General features: G+C 35.9%; 15 protein-coding genes, 1 tRNA gene and 4 pseudogenes. 18 read left to right on the top strand and 2 right to left on the bottom strand.

Going from position 1 to position 18,140, the window contains the following annotated elements; translation table 11 throughout:
- Positions 1-11: 11 nt before the first annotated feature.
- Positions 12-459, top strand: a pseudogene (locus ACFIKY_RS02680) (integrase); the annotation flags it as partial.
- Between the two features lie 850 nt (positions 460-1,309).
- On the opposite strand, the gene ACFIKY_RS02675 reads toward ACFIKY_RS02680, so the two are convergent.
- Complete coding sequence (locus ACFIKY_RS02675) at positions 1,310-1,972, bottom strand: lysozyme (protein ID WP_012754682.1); 663 nt, start codon at positions 1,970-1,972, stop codon at positions 1,310-1,312.
- A gap of 1,052 nt (positions 1,973-3,024) precedes the next feature.
- Between ACFIKY_RS02675 and ACFIKY_RS02670 the strand changes: the two genes are divergently transcribed.
- The gene (locus tag ACFIKY_RS02670; RefSeq protein ID WP_375635942.1) at positions 3,025-3,204 is read left to right on the top strand and encodes a helix-turn-helix transcriptional regulator; all 180 of its coding nucleotides are present in this window, start codon (positions 3,025-3,027) and stop codon (positions 3,202-3,204) included.
- Positions 3,205-3,304: 100 nt separating this feature from the next.
- Here ACFIKY_RS02670 and ACFIKY_RS02665 read toward each other — a convergent pair.
- Positions 3,305-3,377, bottom strand: a tRNA-Thr gene (locus tag ACFIKY_RS02665).
- A 453-nt stretch (positions 3,378-3,830) separates the two neighbouring features.
- On the opposite strand from ACFIKY_RS02665, the gene ACFIKY_RS02660 reads away from it, so the two are divergent.
- From ACFIKY_RS02660 to ACFIKY_RS02585, 16 genes and pseudogenes are all read left to right on the top strand, one after another.
- Positions 3,831-4,034 carry a SlyX family protein gene (locus tag ACFIKY_RS02660; RefSeq protein WP_012754685.1) on the top strand — a complete coding sequence of 68 codons (204 nt, stop codon included), beginning with the start codon at positions 3,831-3,833 and terminating at the stop codon, positions 4,032-4,034.
- A 1,074-nt stretch (positions 4,035-5,108) separates the two neighbouring features.
- Positions 5,109-6,536, top strand: a complete 1,428-nt coding sequence (locus ACFIKY_RS02655) for an amino acid permease (RefSeq protein WP_375636039.1) — start codon at positions 5,109-5,111, stop codon at positions 6,534-6,536.
- Positions 6,537-6,576: 40 nt separating this feature from the next.
- The gene (locus ACFIKY_RS02650; RefSeq protein ID WP_375635941.1) at positions 6,577-7,257 is read left to right on the top strand and encodes an energy-coupling factor ABC transporter ATP-binding protein; all 681 of its coding nucleotides are present in this window, start codon (positions 6,577-6,579) and stop codon (positions 7,255-7,257) included.
- Positions 7,254-7,892 (top strand): energy-coupling factor transporter transmembrane component T family protein, encoded by a 639-nt coding sequence (locus tag ACFIKY_RS02645; RefSeq protein WP_375635940.1) that lies wholly within the window; start codon positions 7,254-7,256, stop codon positions 7,890-7,892. The genes ACFIKY_RS02650 and ACFIKY_RS02645 overlap by 4 nt, the downstream gene beginning before the upstream one ends.
- Positions 7,893-7,907: 15 nt before the next feature.
- Complete coding sequence (locus ACFIKY_RS02640; protein WP_375635939.1) at positions 7,908-8,477, top strand: biotin transporter BioY; 570 nt, start codon at positions 7,908-7,910, stop codon at positions 8,475-8,477.
- A 273-nt stretch (positions 8,478-8,750) separates the two neighbouring features.
- Positions 8,751-9,296 (top strand): biotin transporter BioY, encoded by a 546-nt coding sequence (locus ACFIKY_RS02635; RefSeq protein WP_375635938.1) that lies wholly within the window; start codon positions 8,751-8,753, stop codon positions 9,294-9,296.
- Between the two features lie 558 nt (positions 9,297-9,854).
- Positions 9,855-9,992 carry a hypothetical protein gene (locus tag ACFIKY_RS02630; protein WP_375661378.1) on the top strand — a complete coding sequence of 46 codons (138 nt, stop codon included), beginning with the start codon at positions 9,855-9,857 and terminating at the stop codon, positions 9,990-9,992.
- Between the two features lie 275 nt (positions 9,993-10,267).
- The gene (locus ACFIKY_RS02625) at positions 10,268-11,632 is read left to right on the top strand and encodes a ShlB/FhaC/HecB family hemolysin secretion/activation protein (RefSeq protein WP_375661376.1); all 1,365 of its coding nucleotides are present in this window, start codon (positions 10,268-10,270) and stop codon (positions 11,630-11,632) included.
- An 89-nt stretch (positions 11,633-11,721) separates the two neighbouring features.
- Positions 11,722-12,084: pseudogene (locus ACFIKY_RS02620) on the top strand (hypothetical protein); the annotation flags it as partial.
- A gap of 121 nt (positions 12,085-12,205) precedes the next feature.
- Positions 12,206-12,673 (top strand): SMI1/KNR4 family protein, encoded by a 468-nt coding sequence (locus ACFIKY_RS02615; protein WP_375661375.1) that lies wholly within the window; start codon positions 12,206-12,208, stop codon positions 12,671-12,673.
- Positions 12,674-12,678: 5 nt separating this feature from the next.
- Positions 12,679-15,259: pseudogene (locus ACFIKY_RS02610) on the top strand (DUF6990 domain-containing protein).
- 89 nt (positions 15,260-15,348) lie between these two features.
- Positions 15,349-15,696, top strand: a complete 348-nt coding sequence (locus ACFIKY_RS02605; protein ID WP_375635934.1) for an HNH/ENDO VII family nuclease — start codon at positions 15,349-15,351, stop codon at positions 15,694-15,696.
- A 274-nt stretch (positions 15,697-15,970) separates the two neighbouring features.
- Positions 15,971-16,441, top strand: a complete 471-nt coding sequence (locus tag ACFIKY_RS02600) for an SMI1/KNR4 family protein (RefSeq protein WP_375620541.1) — start codon at positions 15,971-15,973, stop codon at positions 16,439-16,441.
- Between the two features lie 191 nt (positions 16,442-16,632).
- Positions 16,633-17,112 (top strand): hypothetical protein, encoded by a 480-nt coding sequence (locus ACFIKY_RS02595; RefSeq protein WP_375636038.1) that lies wholly within the window; start codon positions 16,633-16,635, stop codon positions 17,110-17,112.
- A gap of 46 nt (positions 17,113-17,158) precedes the next feature.
- Entirely contained in the window at positions 17,159-17,551 is a 393-nt protein-coding gene (locus ACFIKY_RS02590) for a hypothetical protein (protein ID WP_375661374.1), read from the top strand.
- Positions 17,455-18,140, top strand: a pseudogene (locus tag ACFIKY_RS02585) (hypothetical protein); the annotation flags it as partial. The gene ACFIKY_RS02590 and the pseudogene ACFIKY_RS02585, both read left to right, overlap by 97 nt.

Genomic DNA, 18,140 nt, shown 5'->3' with positions numbered 1-18,140 from the left:
AGGTGAATTAGGTGAGGGCGATTTATAGATTATCAGCATCTTTTGTAAAAGTATCTTCCTAAGGTAAATATTGTGATGAAGTAAGATTGTGGTTGAATGTTCGAAAAGATAATACGCACTCTTAATTTTTCCGTTATACACATCACAATAAACGCCGTGAAAGGCACGTTACAAACTTTCTCTAAAAGCAGCATATGAGTTTGCAAGATATTACAGTGATATTTTAAAAGAAGGTAATGGTCCCATTTTATTTCAGGAACAAGTTATCTTACAACAGCAAAGCAATATTTTTCAAGAAATTGCAAAAACGGCTTTTGAAAGCAAAAAAGCAGAGTTGAAAAATGAAGGTAAAAACGGTTGCTGGTTTTCTCCACTAGAGTTTCATGTTATTTCCCACATAGGGAATTTACTACAGAAAAATTAACAGCCAATATCACTCACAATGTTTTTGCGCCACTTTAGCATGAAAAAGCAGATACCGTGCGAAACTATTTATCTTATCTTCAACATCATTATTACGATTAGAAAGCTGAAACAACGTCATTCACAAATCACATAAAAGCTGTCCATTATTCATTATACAATCCCGTGGATTGTTTTTCTTAAGCATGCCAAATCCTATTTTGTTGAAGACAGAACGTTGTGTATCATTAGTTCTTTGAACGACGATAGCAGTGCAATCCGTAAAATCTTTTCTCATCTTCTTTTGGTAGGATAACAAAGATGCTCTTAGAATACATCAATAGACTCAATCACTTTATACAAATATAACCTTGTTGAATTCTTTCGCTTCAACTCAGACATCTCCGTCACTCTAATTAAATCCAATCGACCACCAGAGTGTTTTTATCCTTTAAGTTCTTTTACTTTTAATCTGAATATATCGACCTCTTTCAAATCTTTTCATTGATTAATGTTTCAGAGGAATTGTATCTTTAGCACTTTATTTTCCGTTTATGTCTCCAACCACATAGACCTGCACCTTGTTCATTATGTTTTAAATATCTCTCGCCAAATTTGGATTAATCACATTGATATCTTGTCGATTCAAATAAATTGGCAGCCATCCAATACAAGAAGTTCGTTCATTCGTCGCGCAGCCAGTTAGAAAGCTTAGTACGCATAGCAGCATCACTTTTCTTATTAATCTTCATTTTCTACCTTAAGCCGTGTTGTCCTATCTTGAAAGCTTCCTTTGTTTGCTTTTGCTTCTCAACTTGTTTCCCAAGAAAAAAGGCTTTCACTAAAGCTATAAGAAAAGTTGCTATGGTCACTGACGTCATTGTTAGATATTTTTTTATCCATAAGATCATAGGCGGTGTTCTTGAAAGCGTTTAGCAATGTATACCATAGCTGTACAAGCAGCTAAAACCATAATGCCTGCTAAAACCCATTGAACAGGACCATTTCCTGAAAAAAGCCCTCCAAGCCCTGAAAAAGAACCTATGATTGGTGCAAGAGCTTCTACTTTGCAAATACCTGTCACGCCTTCTGATTCTACTACATGATAATTTGGGGCAACATGAGATCCTTTCGCCCATAATCCTGCTTCGGCTGCTCGGCGATTGACAAGACCTTGGATACGTTTTCCTCCTACTCTTGTCCATTTTTGCAATTCAGTTGGTACCACTTCATATGCACCTTTATTGAGCTTTTTTAAAAGTGTAGAATTGCAAAAGGCTGTTATTCCTACGTTATAGCAAAATGATACTAATGCCGCGAATTGTTCATTGTTTAAAGGAACGGTAACGGCTTTTTCAACAACGAGTTCACACTCTCTCAAATCCTGACAAAGGATTTTTTCAGCTTCTTTTTCCGTAATTTGCATGTCTTTGTGGACGCTTGGAGCACCAGCAGCATTTGTATGTCCATAACCAATTGTCCATACACCACCAGAATATTCATAAGCCGATAAACGTAAGCCTTCCAATTGCTTAATCAATGCAAGCCCTTCTTTTGATATTTTTCGCATTATTCTTACCTATAAAAAAACTACACAAAGCAGGATATGAATCGAAAACTTACATCTACTCATTTTTAAGAACAGAACAGCGAAAGGGCATAATAAATTCAAAATCTCCATAGTGAGTTATGTTAAAACCCATATCGTTTTTTGAACAAATATTATGCTAAACACCATTCATTTTGCAGCAATTGATCTCCATCTCAATATAATAACTTTATAATAAATCCATTTATAATCAGATAGATTTTATTCATAAATTCTTACAGTTGATCCAGAATGATTTAGAAGAACTTTACTTAAAAAAACTTCAATAATCCTGATGAAAAAAAGCATTTTTTAACAAAAAAATAAGAGATATAATAAGTAATGAAATAATAGGTATTGATTTTCAAGTAATTGCATAACCCATAACTTACACCATAGAATTATTTTCATAAAAACAAAAAAACATTACAGTTGAATATTATAGATCTACAAATTATCTTAGAATCAATACGATATACACATAACGTATTATACATATTTAATCAAAAAATCTATAGTGAATTTAACTGTTATTTATTTTTTCCTCTAATTGCTTAATTTTCTTAAAAAATATCTTTATGAAGGATTTTAAATAAAATGTTATATAAAAACATAATCGATATTTTCTCCCTCTCTAGTAGTCTGTTTCCAACTAAAACAATATAGTAGTGGAGCATATTCAATATATAGACCAATGATATTGGATAGTGTTGTAAAGAATATTGTATTGTAATAAACTTGAATGATGATTTCGGTTTCATATATTTTTCCATATGAATAATGCTTTCGTCTTTTTCATATGAAGTGTTTTATGGGGCATTCGGGGACAATGGTATCATCTTTGTCTAGTGTTGTATTGGCTACGTTTCCAGAAGCGTCTTAAACAAATCAATCAAGCTATTGAAATCTTTTTAGAGGCAATAGTACAAGAGATACAAAAGATTTTAACAAAAAGCCGCTTGAAGATATGGGAGGTTCTCTCCTCCTAGCATCTCCGCCCATTTACATAACATAAAAAAGAGAAAGGTAATGAGATGATATTTGATGATGGCGATAGATATGTAACAACCCGTGAATGTGTACAGCTTTTTAGTGTATCCACAACAACGATTCGCAATTGGGTGCTTCAGGGGTTGTTTCCGGAGCCATATAAGCTAGGGAGAGCGGTGAGGTGGAGAAAGAAAGAGATCTTAGCCTTTACTCCAAAGAAATAAGAACAAATTAGGTAAAATTATATAAACTGTAGAAGGTGGTCTTCAAACAGATAATTAAATAAAAATCCATATGTTCTAATATGAAAAAGAGAAAATGCGGTGCCGCATGCCGGATTCGAACCAGCGACCCCATCATTACGAATGATGTGCTCTACCAACTGAGCTAATGCGGCATAGGTTTGTAAATCAATGAGACAAAACTAATTTGAGGGTAATAGCTAAAAGTACGTATAAAAGCAAGAATGCATTTTTTCAATAATTTATAAAATATGATAATAATTTGCAGGAGAAGTATGTAAAAGTCAGAGGACAGTATTCTTTGATCTTAATACTATAAATGCTTTCCAATTTACGATAGCACTCAAATTAAGAAGCTGGGAATGTAGATCCTTAGGATGGAAAATGGTGTCAAGATAACTTAGTAAAGATAAAAACATTTCTGATTCTTAAGAAAGAAATTTGTTGAATAAGTGATTAGGAAAATAAAGATCATTATAAACCCTTTATAATGTGCAAATAAGATGAGTAGAATTAGTTGAAAAGTTACTTCTCATTTTTAGGGGAAGAAAAAGGGGGAGGATTAATAAAATTAATCACGTTTTTTTATTTAAGATGGAGTAAGAATCATGTCGGATGAAGATCGGCTGATAGAACTAGAAATAAAGCTAGCTTACCAAGAAAAATTCATTGAGGAACTTTCTCGAGTGGTAACGAATCAATGGAAAAGTTTGGATGAGATATCTAAAAAAGTTGATGTTTTAGCGAGACGATTTTCAGATTTAAAAGAACAGAGTGTTACTGAAGCTGTTATTTTACCATTTTCTCAATAGGGAGAAGGTGCTTAAAAATTTTTCTACTAATAGTCTCTTGGATTTTTTTAGATGTAATAGGGTGGATATCACAATGGGAGGAAGGTGCAAAATGTTCTTTATTACAATTGCAATTATTTACAGATTAGTTTTTATTTAACGCATTTTGTTAGATTTGTAGAATAATTTTTATAAGCTTCTTCATTAATTTCAAGAAGTTCCAATTTTATAAGGAGTGCTGATATTAGAAGACGTTTTTTATATGTGATTTCTAGTACTAAAATTAAGAAAAGTTTTTGTAGAGTATAAAAAAGCATCCATAAAAATATATGAACTTCAATATGTTAAGTTTTTTCTGTACAGAGTTTTCTATAGATGGGAGTTAGATTTATTCGCTAATTTTTTTAAAGTGATACAAATGAAGTGATGTTATCGTTATCTATAGAAATCATAAGTGAGCGCGTATATTTATAATAAAGCGTTTTAATCCATTCTGATGATCAAGTTATTTTCAGTTGTTTTAATCGGGTGAGGTGCTCTAAGCGATATCGGTTGTGTATAGTACAAAGAGCTCTAGAAGTCTTTTTCAAGATTAAATATATTCTTCGTTATATGTATATGATATTTTGTGAAAAGGTTTTTGTTTTTCGTAATTTAAGATACAAAATACTATTGCTAAAGCACCAAAGATAAACCATGCTGGTAAATAAGTGAGAGTAATGCAAATTGAAGACAGAAAATCAGGCATTACTTTGCATAGAGATTGATTAAGGTGGTAGACATCTGTTTGCAGAAGGTTTATTAAAATTTTATTAAAGGGGGTTGTTGTCCAATGTGATGTGATTACAGAGTGTGCGTTATCAATGACCAATGCTATAATGGTTAGTGTAACGAAAATGAAGGACATTAATTTAAATAAATAGTGGAGCATATTTTTTCTTAAAACTTCAACGGGGCATATGTATAATGCACAAAAAAATAAGGAGTTGCATTATGATAAGAAAATAGGTTTACGTTTGTTTTGTGTTTTTTGAAAAAGGTGCCTAATTTTTCGATAAAAGTTGAGGTTAGGTTCAACAAAAGTAATGAGGCATGATGTTTGAAAAAAAGCACAATGAATTGAAGCGTAGCCTTCAAAATCGCCATATTCAAATGATTGCTTTGGGTGGCGTTATTGGGACGGGACTTTTTTATGGATCAACCGAGGCAATTCAATTAGCTGGTCCCTCAGTCATTTTATCTTATCTTGTCGGCGGGCTTATTATGTATTTCATTATGCGAATGCTTGGTGAAATGTCAGTAGAAGAACCGTCTTCAGGAGCATTTAGTTTTTTTGCTTATAAATATTGGGGGAGATTAGCTGGTTTCATAACAGGTTGGAATTATTGGTTTCTTTATATTCTTGTGAGCATGGCTGAACTTACAGTGATAGGGTTTTACCTTGATCATTGGATTTTGATTGATCACTGGAAGGCATCTTTCGTTGTTCTTTTATTTGTTACATTCATTAACTTGTTTAATGTTCGTTTTTATGGAGAATTTGAATTTGCTTGCGCTTTGATCAAAGTGGCTGCTGTTATTGGTATGATTATTTTGGGAATTTTTCTCATTGTCACTGGACTAGGGGAAAATCAAGCGAATATTCATTATCTTTGGGACCATGGCGGTTTCTTCCCTTATGGAGCAGTAGGGGTTGTTTTAGCGACTTCTGTAGTAATGTTTTCTTTTGGAGGAACAGAGCTTATTGGTATTGCTGCTGGAGAGGCATCTGATCCACAAAAAACAATTCCAGCGGCTATCCGTCAAGTTATGTGGAGAATTATAATTTTTTATATTGGTTCTATCAGCGTTATTATGATAATCAGCCCTTGGAATATGATTGGAAAAAATGGTAGTCCTTTTGTTACAATTTTCGAGACTATAGGAATTCCTGCTGCTGGTCATATTTTGAATTTTGTGGTGATTATGGCTGCTATTTCTGTTTACAATAGTGGCATTTATTCTAATGGACGTATGCTTTATAGTTTAGCTGTACAAAAAAATGCACCACATATTTTTAGTAAACTGAGTGCTGCTCGTGTTCCTTATATTGCTATCCTTTTTTCATCATTCTGTACGGTGTTGATTGTCGTTGTTAATGCTCTTGTTCCTGATAATAGTTTCATGCGGATCATGGCTCTTGCAACTGCAGCAGCAGTGATTACTTGGGCTATTATTGTTATTGTTCATTTGAAATTTCGCAATGCACATAAGAACAAAAAAGGCGACTTTACTTATGCGTTTGGTTTATATCCTTACGCTAACTATCTTTGTCTCTGCTTTCTTGCTTTATTATTTTGCATTATGTTTATCAGTGGTTTTGGGCAAAATGGATTGATGACTCGACTTTTTGATATGATAGGAATAAGCGTGCCTTTTCTTGAAACATATATTCCTGTACAGATGCCTGATATGAGTTTGGCAGTCATTATTATTCCTCTATGGTGCTTATTATTACTTTTAGGTTATAAACTGAAACGATAGAGAAAGAAGAGCTAATAAAAGGGATTGATTGGAATAAATCTTGGGGACTATAAAATTTGATGAGGTAACACAAGTTTTTGGTGATTTGTGTGTTTTAAAAAATATTACTGTACAGCTTACCGAAAAACGAATTGCTGTTATAGGTGCGAATGGTTCTGGAAAAAGTACATTTGTTCGTCTTATTAATGGACTCCAATTACCATCTCACGGTTTTGTAAGCGTTGATGGGCTTGATACCAAGCGCGATGCAAAAGCAGTAAAGCGTAAAGTTGGATTTGTATTTCAGAATCCCGATAATCAGATTGTTTTACCATTAGTTGAAGAGGACTTATCATTTGGTCTCAAAAATTTAAAGCTTAGTAAAGATGAAATTAAGGAGCGTGTAGATGAAATTTTACAGCGCTATGAACTTCAAGACTTCAGAAATCACGCTGTCCATTTATTAAGTGGTGGGCAAAAACAACTCGTTGCTATTTCCGGTGTAGTTGCAATGAAACCAGACTACATTATTTTTGATGAGCCGACGACATTACTTGATTTGCGAAATAAGCATCGCGTTACGCAAGTGATAGAAGAATTACCACAAACGGCAATAGTTGTATCGCATGATTTGGAGTTTTTGAAAAAGTTTGATAGAGTGCTGGTTTTTGATAAGGGGGAGATAGCAATTGATGATGTACCTTTTGTTGCTATCAAGGAGTATATAAGAAGAATGTCATGATCGGTTTATATATTCCAAGGGATACGTTTATTCATAGGTTAAGTCCTGGAGTTAAGTTATTATTTCTTGCGGCGTGTGGAACTTTTATAATAATGGTTTCTTCCATAGCGCTTCTTGGGTTATTTTTGTTGTTGGTCATCTTATTCTATAGAGTCGCCAAGGTCCCTTTCAAAACTGCGATAAAGCAATTTAAATCGATGGGATTGCTTTTAGTTCTTTTATTTGTATTTCAAACTATTTTTAGCGGTTGGCTTACGGGGGTTGAGGTCATATTACGTCTTGTTATCCTCTTTTCTTTATCATCACTTGTTTCATTCACAACAAAAGTTTCAGATATGGTGGATGCAATTGAAGTCGGGCTTCAGCCTTTTTGCTGTTTTGGTATAAATCCATCAAAAGTGAGTATGGTTATCTCTATGGCGATCAGGTTTATTCCTCTTTTGAGTGAAAAGTTTAATGAGGTACATGAAGCACAGCAAGCACGGGGACTTAATACTAACATTGTCGCTCTTGCGATACCTTTAATTATACGAACCATAAGAATGGCTTCAGAAGTGGCTGAAGCATTGGAAGCGCGTTCTTATGATGCTGATACCATTGATACAGCATCTCATAATAATCAAAGTTTTTTATAGTGAAAGAAGAATCAAATGAATACAAAAGATTTAGTTTATATTGCTTTATTTGCCGCTATTTATGCTATTTTGGGACTTTTCCCTTCTATTTATCTTCCTTTTCTTCTAGGGGTACCTATTACAGCTCAATCGATGGGACCGATGCTAGCAGGGTCTATTCTTGGGGCAAAAAGGGGTGCTTTAGCGTCACTCCTTTTTCTTATTCTTGTTGCGATTGGATTACCTCTGTTACCTGGTGGTCGCGGTGGGATCAGTGTCTTTTCAGGGATTGCAAGTGGTTACTTAATAGGTTTTCCATTTGCTGCATTTTTTATTGGTTTAATGGTAGAATTGTTTTGGAAGCGGTTAAATTTTATAACATTATTTGTGATAAATACTGTTGGTGGCATTGGGATAGTTTATTCTTTTGGTGTTCCATGGACAGCGTATATGACCAAAGTCTCTTTACTGAAGGTTTTAATGGCTTCATCAGGTTTTTTGATAGGCGATTGTTTAAAAGTGTTGATTGCATCCTTTGTTGCACTCGCGATTAAAAGATCTGTTCCTCTCATTCATTCAAAGCATAATAAGAACAAGCTAAAATAAATGTATTATTTTGTTATGCTGTTATTATATGATATTCATGCATCACAATAAGTTTACTGAATTTAACCATAGTAATCTATAATGTAATTAAACATTGTAGAATCTAATGTGATTTATATAAGTGATATTATTAAAATAAATTATTATAGTATTTTTCTCTATATCTAAGGCATTTAAAGTGTACTTTTATAAATCTGATACTTTTTATTAATTATACAACTTATTAATTATAAAACAATAACAAAAGTTTTTTCATAGTGAAGGAATAATTCAGTGAATACAAAAGATTTAGTTTATATTGCTTTATTTGCCGCTATTTACGCTGTTTTGAGTCTTTTTCCTCCTATTTATTTTCCTTTTTTGCTGGGTGTCCCTATTACAGCTCAGTCTATGGCTCCGATGTTAGCAGGCTCTATACTTGGAGCGAAAAGGGGAGCTTTAGCATCACTTCTTTTCCTTGTTCTTATTGCGATTGGGTTACCTCTATTGCCTGGTGGTCGTGGTGGAATTAGTGTTTTTTCAGGAGTTACGAGTGGTTATCTGATTAGTTTTCCATTTGCTGCATTTTTTATTGGTTTTATGGTAGAATTGTTTTGGCAGCGGTTAAATTTTATAATATTATTTGTGATAAATACTGTGGGCGGCATTGGGATAGTTTATTCTTTTGGAATACCATGGGTAGCTTATATGACTCAGGTTCCTTTGCTGACGGTTTTAATAAGTTCATTAGGTTTTTTGGCTGGTGGTTTCTTGAAAGTGCTGATTGCATCCTTTGTAGCGTTGACCATTAAAAAAATCGCTCCTCTCATTCATTCTTAAAAAGGGGTAGTTCTGTACTGAAGAACAATTTTTGCCAAATGTATGTGGATTAAAAAGCACCACGGAATACCATTCTGTTTTATTTACTTTTTATTGGTATTTTTATCTGTATAGCTCTCAAAGGTAGCCATACGAAAGTTGAATATTTCGGCACCAAAATTTATTTTTTGCTTTCAGGAGCAGACCCCTAAATAGTCAATTAATATCATTTTATTCAACATGCTTGTAAGTTTTATTCGATTTGCATATTATATGCATAACGCCTTAGGATTATTTATTATTTTTTATATTTTCAGTTAATTAATCACTAATTTTTAAAGTATTAAATTATATTAATTGTACAAAAACATTGATAATTCAGTGTTCATTTAAAACTCTTGATGTACATAATACCCTTATAAATGTGTTAATATAAGGTATAAAAATAAGATTTGCATGGGATGAAGCTAAAACAAAAAATAATCTTAGAAAGCTGCATGTGTTTTTTCGGACCCATTCTCCATAGCTAAACAAGATCGTATTGAAAACGGAGAGTATGGTTAGCAAGCTTTAGGGCTCATGGATGGTTTTTTATTCTTCTTCGTAGCGCATATTGTCTATGACGATAAAGATGGCATAGAGGGAATCCGTATTATTTCAGCACGGCGAGCCAACTTGAAAGAAAGGAAACGTTATAAAGAAGAAAGTTCGTTATGAAATTGAGGTAGGTAACTTATCACCTTTGACAGATAAACAGAGAGTTGAAGTTGATAAACTGGCTGTAATGCCGGACAGTACAATTGATCATAGAGATATTTCGTCACTCAATGATGCGTTCTGGAAAAACGCCGTTCTCAATCCATTCTATAAACCAACGAAAACTGTTGCTAACTGTGCGTGTGGATTCAGACATGCTAGCGTGGCTTAAAAGTCAAGGAAAAGCAAAATAAACCTCATTAGCAGAATTTTTTAGACACTAATTCCTCTAACTGTTGGCAAATTTTAAGCCTATTTTACTCTGCCTGCACGGTCATCTCAAGATTGTTGTAGTTGAAGGTGTGATGGAAGATATTACCCTTGATGGGCATAAAGTTGGAAGGAAATCTCAAGGAGAAATCACCACGGCTTTTCCAAACCTTATTGGGAAGCCGACCAATCTGCGCCAGATAGAGCAAGGGCTTGATCAAATCAATCGGCTTTTCTCACGCCAAGCCACCATTAATCTTGGTGCGGGGAGCAATTCGGGTGGTTCGATACTCGATGTTCATATTGAAAAACAGAAACCTTGGCTTATTACGCTTTCCAGCGATAATCTTGGCGCTAAAGCAACAGGAATTTATCAAACGCGCTTGAGCCTTTCTTTTGATGATCTGTTAGGGATCAATGATCAATGGTCGTTTAGCTATCAGCGTTCTATGGATGGTAGTCCGTATCATTTTTCTCACAAGCGCCCCAATAGTGATACTCTAACGGGATCATTTTCTCTTCCCTATGACACTTGGACAACAGGTTTTGATGGGACGTGGAGCCAATATCATTCAAGTGTTAAGGGGATATTTTCCGATATTATGACTGCGGGTAAGTCTTTATCGCTGACGCCATGGATTTCACGGGTTATTGACCGTGATCAAGAGGGAAAGACCTGGCTTACGGGACGGTTGACATGGAAATATTCTGATAATTTTATTATGGGCAGTCGGGTTGATGTTTCCAGCCGTAAATTGGCTATTGCAACCTTTGAGCTTGATCATTCGCGCAAGTGGCTTGGAGGAGAATTAAGCGCGCATATAGGGTTTCATAAAGGTTTGGCAATTCTTGGCGCTTATGATGATAAAGAGCAAGAGAATGCAACAAAAAATTCACCCAAAGGGCAATTTTCCAAATTGTCTTTTTCTCTAGGCTACGTGCGTCCTTTTTCGCTTCACCAGTATAACTTTCGCTATAACACACTGTTTTCAGGACAATTATCACCCGACACGTTGTTTAGTTCAGAGCAAATATCGCTTGGTGGCAGTTCCTCTGTGCGCGGAGTGCGTGAGGCGATTTATTATGGCAATAATGGGGCGTTTTGGCGCAATGAATTGTCGCTGTTGTTGCCAGGTTTTTCTTCGAACATGGGGCGTAAATTTATGAGCCAATTTTCCCCTTATATGGCGCTTGATCTGGGAGCCGTGGCCAATGATGTAAGCAAAAACAGCTTTGGCGGGAGTCTCGTTGGGGCAACTCTTGGTTTCCATGCAACCGGAGACATTACGGATGTTGATGTGTCTTATTCGAATATTTTAACCCAATCGACAGTGCGAGAAAAGGGAAATGCGACAGGGTTATTTCAAGTGCGGGCATTATTGAGATTTTAGAGCAAAGGGGCGGTAAAAATATCGCTGCGCTGTTTACATCCCTTTGGGTTGTTTTTTTTAAAGATAAAGAATTTTATGAGGAGCTGAAGATGCGGGGATTGAAAAATCAAAAGCATAAATTGGGATATGGATACAAGCGAGGAAAGCGCGTTCTTTGTGTTTTGCAGCGAGGGATCCATAAGGGGCTTTCACTTGTTTTAAGTTTTTGCTTAGCTTTTCAGCCTTTGTTGTTGCAAGCACAAGCGCTTGGAGCGCGAAGTCCTGTTGCACAAGAGAGCCAAGGGATTAAAGCAGCTGATGGGGTTGGCTCTGTTTTCCGCCCCACGGTGGGGAAAGCCGGCAATGATGTGCCGCTGATTGATATTGTTCGCCCCAATGGACAGGGTCTTTCTCATAACAAATATGACAATGTTATGCAAATAATTTCTATGAATTCCTCTGTAAAAGAATTATAGCTAATTTGGAATGACGCTTTTGTCGGGCGGTTTCCTTTTGAAATACACTGTTAAAGCCGTCATCCTTTTTTGTTTTCAAAAATGCAAGAATTGTTAATCACTTTTAGGGGGATCATCTATGAAAACCTATACCTTAGCTGATGTTGCAGTACTAGTTGATAAATATAGCGATAGTATCGATTTTGGCTCTACAGATGAAGCAGTTGATGATGTACTAATTGAAAAAGCAGAGGGGATTCTTAAATTGCAATTCACATCCTCCTACAAAAGTTTTTTGAAGAATTATAGAAGAGCGGAGATCTGTGGTGAGGAAATATTAAGTGTTTATAATACAAATTTTGAAATTGCTCGTAGTGATGATATTGTTTATTATCACTTAACAGATATAAAAAATGGTTTAGCAAAACCACAGCAGCTTGTTATCAATAGAACAGATTTTGGTGAAACCTTTTACTTTGATTATACTCAGTTTCAGGATGGTGAGTGCCCGCTCTATCTTAGATTTCCACCTAGCGATCCCCAGTATTATGCAAGTAATTTTTATGAATTTCTCTGTAAAAGAATTATGGAACATGCTGGGGGGTAATGACGATGCAAACCAAAGATGTCACAGAGATTTTAAAAAGACTGGGCTGGGAGCCTTATCGTGATGAAGTGGGGGATACCTTTGCGCATTATCATTTTCCCGATCGCATTGTAGGCATTAGTTATGATGTTGTAGATTATGGAGAGGAGGGTGGAAAATTTCGGTTATCAGCTGATCTTACCACTGCTCCTTATTGCCTTTCTTGCGAATATGCTAGTGGTGAAGTATCACAGGATAAGTATGAAGATACGCTGTTTTCTGCGAAAGAGGATTTCGATGTTACAGCTTTAGATCTCTCAGAAAGCCATGTTAAGGAATCTTTAAATAGGGTTATTGCTTGGGCGCAAGCACAAGATATTGAAAAAAAATTACATGAAGAAGCTGCTAATCATTCTGCTGTTGCAGAAGCATTACTTGGTGATATTGAGGCTTTAAAAAGTTCTAAGTTTACACCCCAATTACATGTACCAGAATTTGCAGATTACAAAACAATAGGGTGGATTGAGCGCCTCATTCTTTTTGCGCAAGCTTATAAAAACGGGGAGTTAGATGACATTTTAGCGCGTAAAAAACCTAAACAGTGGTCGATGATTCTTACAGCAGCAACTCGCATTTTTAAAATTCAAGGGTGGTTTGCCACAGAGCTTGGGAAAATGTGGTTGGTTTTGCCGGATCGTTTTATTAAGTTAGATTTTGGCTTTGTACATCTCTATGATCAGTATAATGTTCATCTCGAAGCTGAAATATCTAATGAAGAGATTTCTTTGGCTTGCTTGTATATTCATTTTTGTAGACAACGTAATCTTGTACGACCTACGGATATTTATCGATCTTTTAATACGATTGGAGGAGAGAATTTTCGTGGGGTTGATAAAGGAATTGATATTTGTGTAGAGATATTGAATGAGCAAGAGTTGACAAAAATCTCTGAGCGGATAATACAATGGGCACGTGCCCAAGATTTACAAGCATCAATAGAAAGCAAAACGCTTATCCAAAAATATAGCTATTATCCAGCTGTGATTTGGCATTTGGCTTGTTTAGCATTGACAGGTCAAATTGATGTCTTAAAATCCTATCAAGATTCTATCGCAGAGGATAAGATTCCTGAGCATTTGCAAAATCTTGATGAAGAACTGGAGGGGTATGTTAATCACGCTGTTGAATTTGCTGAAAGACATCTGAAAATCCTTAATGAGCGAGAGGCAGCAGAAGCACATCTTAGTCCACAAGTTTTGATTACTTTCAATAAAGTTACAGAGCAATTAAAAGAAATGGGTTGGACAGTTTATCGTGATAAAAACTACAATCGCAATGCTTATTTTGTAAGTAAAGACCGTATCATCAATATAATGTATAACCTTCAAAGTGATGAAGAAGAGCCGATTGTTGTATTTAAGGCTTCCCTTTCAACACTTGGTTTTTCCACTGCTCATAGAGAAATTTTCTATAATATGCCTCAATATATAGCCATCAAAGAAGCAGAAGAAGTTTATACAGTTTCTAGTACTGAATTGGATGAAGGCAAGCTGAAACAGATCAGTGCGGATATTCTTGAATGGGCTGATCGGCAAAATGTGAATCAAATCATCTATGATTATGTAGCTTTTCCCCCAGACAGTGAACTTGATCTTGTAGCGCGTCACCTTATTGCGCTTGTTTTGATTGGGGATGTTGAAAAGCTCAAATCTTATAAGGAGAATTTTAGAAAGGGAAATCCTTTAGGTTTTGTGGAAGAAATCTCAAAATATAGAATTGATAATCTCCTCACTCTTGCACGGGGTTATCGAGCAGGTTTTCCGAAAAACGCTCCGATTTTAAGCTTGGATCCGCAAACAGCATCTGTTGCTTCTAAAACAACTTCTGTTGAAGTGGCAGAGGAAGTGGATGAAGCAGATGACACTGATGATCGTCTCACTATGGAAAGTGCAACAGCACTTTTAAAAAGTCTAGGCTGGTCAACCGAGAAAATCAATGAGAATGACCATATGGCAAGCTATCAATTGGCCGATCGTGAAGTAGATATTCTTTATAACGATGAAATTGCCAAAGATTACCCGCAATTTGATAGCGCCTTTATGATTAGCACGGGCATTCTTTCCACCGCTTGCAAATTCATTGATCCTACCCACACAGAAGATATTCCAGACATACAGCTTAATTTTGAAGCAAAGGGGTTAGAAATCTTTGAACCAGAAGTCACTGCGGATCGCTTAAAGCAAGCACTTGATGATGCGCTAGAATGGTCAGTCAAAGACATTGACTTTTCTAAAAGGCTACGCTCTGATTATGGTAGAGCTCCTTGGCAACAGGATGCAAAGTCCAAAACAGACAATAAGGATTATGCTTTACTTCATCTTGGCGCTCTTGCTTTATTGGGTGATGTTGAAGCCTTGCAATCTTATCAGAAAAGTTTTACAGCAGGTGATCACCTAGGCTTTGACGAGAGCATCAACAAAACCCACCTTGAGCGTGCATTAGCTTTAGCAAAAGAAGTAGCAAAGGTGAAGCAAGTGAGCTACGCTTTGATTAAACAGGTGGCAAAAGGATTTCGATAATCACTCAGAGTTTTCTAGCGAGGAATAATCTCGCTCTTGGAAGGAGAGTGTATTAAGTCTATTTAGAACACAGAATACATTGATTATTTTGAAAAAAAATCGAGGGGATTATGAATCATGAAATGGATAAAGAAAAAAAGTATGGGGGCAGCAGAGCCTGTGGAATTTAAAGGTCAAAAAGTTTATCCGGAAGATGAACTGTTTGAGCCTGAAACAGTTTCTTCTTGGAAAGAAAAAGGACAGATAGTAGCAGGTACAAATGTGGAAAGAATGGTATCAGGAAGAGCTCCTATTGGAGTCGATTGTAGGCCTATTATGTTATATCCTATAACACAAGAACAAGATAGTCCTCTCGCTGAAGTTCTCTACTCATTTTATCAAGACAAGAGTTTGGTTGCTTATATGAAGCCAAAGACAAATTTTATCAAAAAAGTTATTTGTTGGATTTCAAAAAAAGTCTCCTAAGCAGGAAAAAAGAAAAAGTAATTATTGCAAATATTGAAGTAATGACACTAAAAGGCGCTCTCTAAGCTTTAATGATCATCCCCTTTAATTATATCATATATTGTAAATGCGAGATGATTTTACAGACACAGATGAGAAAAGAGCTCCTTCAAGAAAATATCCCTTATGATTCTATCAATGTAATCCCAATTCCATTGGCTATGGTAGAGAAATATTGATCAGTAGAAACACTAATTATTAGTAAAAACACGCTGTGACTTATGGAGAAAAATTTATGAAAAGTTATACTTTATCGGATGTTGCACAATATATTGATATGCATAGTCATGCTATTAATTTTGGTACTAAAGATAATGCCCCTGATGATGTAAGGATTAAAACGGCTGAGAATACTCTCGATTTACAATTTACCTCTTCCTATAAGGGTTTTTTAAAAAATTATGGAGGCGGAGAAGTTGGAGGTGAAGAAATATTCAGTATTTATGAAATCTGTGCTGGTATTCCTGCTGGTGATATTGTTTACCGAAATTTGCTCGATAGAAGAGATGGCTTTACGAATCCCAAACAACTTGTTATCTGCACAACTGATTTTGGTGAAACCTTTTACTTTGATTATACTCAATTTCGGGATGGAGAGTGCCCGCTCTATCTTAAGTTTCCACTTGATGATCCCCAATATTACGCAAGTAATTTTTATGAATTTCTCTGTAAAAGAATTAAAGAGTATGCAGGGGAAGATTTATGAAAACCTATACCTTAGATGATGTTGCAGTATTAATTGATAAAGTTAATAAATATAATGATGATATTATCAATTTTCGTACTGAAGAAAATGCGGCTGATAATCTACAGATTGAAAAGGTGGAGAAAGCTCTTGGTTTGAAATTCACATCTTCTTACAAGAGTTTTTGGAAAAAACTATGGAGGAGGGGAAAAATGAAAAAAATCTTAAAACTATTGAGCAGCATGGCTCTCTTAAGTACAGCTGGATGTCAATTAGGCAATCCTCCCCCATCGACTTTGGTTTTATGGGAAAAGCCTAGAGCAGATCGGGCTGTAATCGAACAATCACTTTTAAAATGTGGTTGGAAACCGGTTTATGCTTCTTCTAGTGATATGAATTCGTATGCAAGTGAATTTGCTTCAGTATATGAGTGCATGAAAAAAGCAGGTTTTCGATATAAATTGCAGGATTCAAAGGGGATTTATTTTACACAACCTCCGAAAAGTGACTCGTTCCTAACCGATCTCATGATAGCTGGATATCAGCAATTTATGGACAATGATACTTTTGGTCTAAGCAATACGAGCAAGAAGGAACGGGTCATGATAACTCATTTTGAGAATGAAAGAAAACGTCAACAAACAAGAAAATCTTTGCAAAAGCGATCATCAAAGCATCCTACCCATTCTTAAAGAGTTAGTTGAACAAAAAGCACGAATGATGGAGGGAGTCAAAATAGTGTCCTTCTTTATTCAAGCGGATGAGACGTTGAATCTAATGGTTGATCAGCTCACAAACAAGGCAACAGTAGGTTTTCTTTCCACTTATTTTTTAGAGAATGTGCGTTTTGATCAGCCTCACAGAATTCTGGAAGCCAATCCGACAAATAGAAAAGGTATTGTGATCAATAAAGGGGCATGTTTTCGTTTTTATCATGGTGGTGAGAATTTGGGGGTAGGTACCTCTTTTACCGCGTTCCAAGGCGTGGAAGGATTTTTTTTCAAGGAGATCTCGAAGCAGGAAAGGATTATTATATATATCTCACTCGAGAAGATCATGAGAGTGAGATATACAGTTCTTTTTCGCAAAATCCGACGGTTTCTGATGGCTATACAGAGAAGAATTCTCTAAAGATCGGTGGATTTCATACGCTTTGTGCGGATGTTGGTGAGATTGAAGGTCATCTCTTATCAGGTTATCAAGCGGGGGATGTTTTGCCCAATTCTGTTTGGTGTTTAAATCACCGCCTGCGTAGTAGTCCAGAAGGGATGGTTTACAATCCGTGGCATAATATTTGGGTTGATATTTATCTTCAATCAGGGACAGGTGTAAATGCAAAGTCGGCATATGGTGTTCCGATTACGACCAATCGTAGCTATGCGGATCATGCATTTGATTTTTGGTTTGTTAATAAGAGATTTTTGACGAGTGATGAGTTTTCGCCATGCATGTATGGAAGTAATCAAGCAACCAGTATTGTCGGCAATCAAGCGCCTTCTCTTAAGACGTCTGGAGGACACGTTGATACAAACAATAGACGGATGATTTCGCATATTGGTTGTGAGGATGGTTGCGGTTATGTGTGGCAATATTTGTCCGGTTGTTATCCAGTGACTAAATGGCATACAGGGGAGCAAGGAAGTAGTTTACGTGTAGACATAAATGTTATGTTGGGAGGAGGCGATTGGACTGGTGGCTCTAACAATGATCATCTTGTACG

This window comes from Bartonella sp. CR127HXZ, from assembly GCF_042194555.1.
GTDB classification, from domain to species: Bacteria; Pseudomonadota; Alphaproteobacteria; order Rhizobiales; family Rhizobiaceae; genus Bartonella; species Bartonella grahamii.
Note: the sequence above shows the minus strand (reverse complement) of the source record. Positions and strands in the feature narration are given on the sequence as shown.

What these genes read in the sequence shown, in the direction of transcription:
- ACFIKY_RS02615 (WP_375661375.1), top strand. Translation starts at nt 12,206, where the DNA reads ATGAAAACCTATACCTTAGCTGATGTTGCAGTACTAGTTGATAAATAT.
- ACFIKY_RS02670 (WP_375635942.1), top strand. Translation starts at nt 3,025, where the DNA reads ATGATATTTGATGATGGCGATAGATATGTAACAACCCGTGAATGTGTA.
- ACFIKY_RS02655 (WP_375636039.1), top strand. Translation starts at nt 5,109, where the DNA reads ATGTTTGAAAAAAAGCACAATGAATTGAAGCGTAGCCTTCAAAATCGC.
- ACFIKY_RS02640 (WP_375635939.1), top strand. Translation starts at nt 7,908, where the DNA reads ATGAATACAAAAGATTTAGTTTATATTGCTTTATTTGCCGCTATTTAT.
- ACFIKY_RS02660 (WP_012754685.1), top strand. Translation starts at nt 3,831, where the DNA reads ATGTCGGATGAAGATCGGCTGATAGAACTAGAAATAAAGCTAGCTTAC.
- ACFIKY_RS02675 (WP_012754682.1), bottom strand. Translation starts at nt 1,972, where the DNA reads ATGCGAAAAATATCAAAAGAAGGGCTTGCATTGATTAAGCAATTGGAA.
- ACFIKY_RS02605 (WP_375635934.1), top strand. Translation starts at nt 15,349, where the DNA reads ATGAAATGGATAAAGAAAAAAAGTATGGGGGCAGCAGAGCCTGTGGAA.
- ACFIKY_RS02595 (WP_375636038.1), top strand. Translation starts at nt 16,633, where the DNA reads ATGAAAAAAATCTTAAAACTATTGAGCAGCATGGCTCTCTTAAGTACA.
- ACFIKY_RS02645 (WP_375635940.1), top strand. Translation starts at nt 7,254, where the DNA reads ATGATCGGTTTATATATTCCAAGGGATACGTTTATTCATAGGTTAAGT.
- ACFIKY_RS02630 (WP_375661378.1), top strand. Translation starts at nt 9,855, where the DNA reads ATGGATGGTTTTTTATTCTTCTTCGTAGCGCATATTGTCTATGACGAT.
- ACFIKY_RS02600 (WP_375620541.1), top strand. Translation starts at nt 15,971, where the DNA reads ATGAAAAGTTATACTTTATCGGATGTTGCACAATATATTGATATGCAT.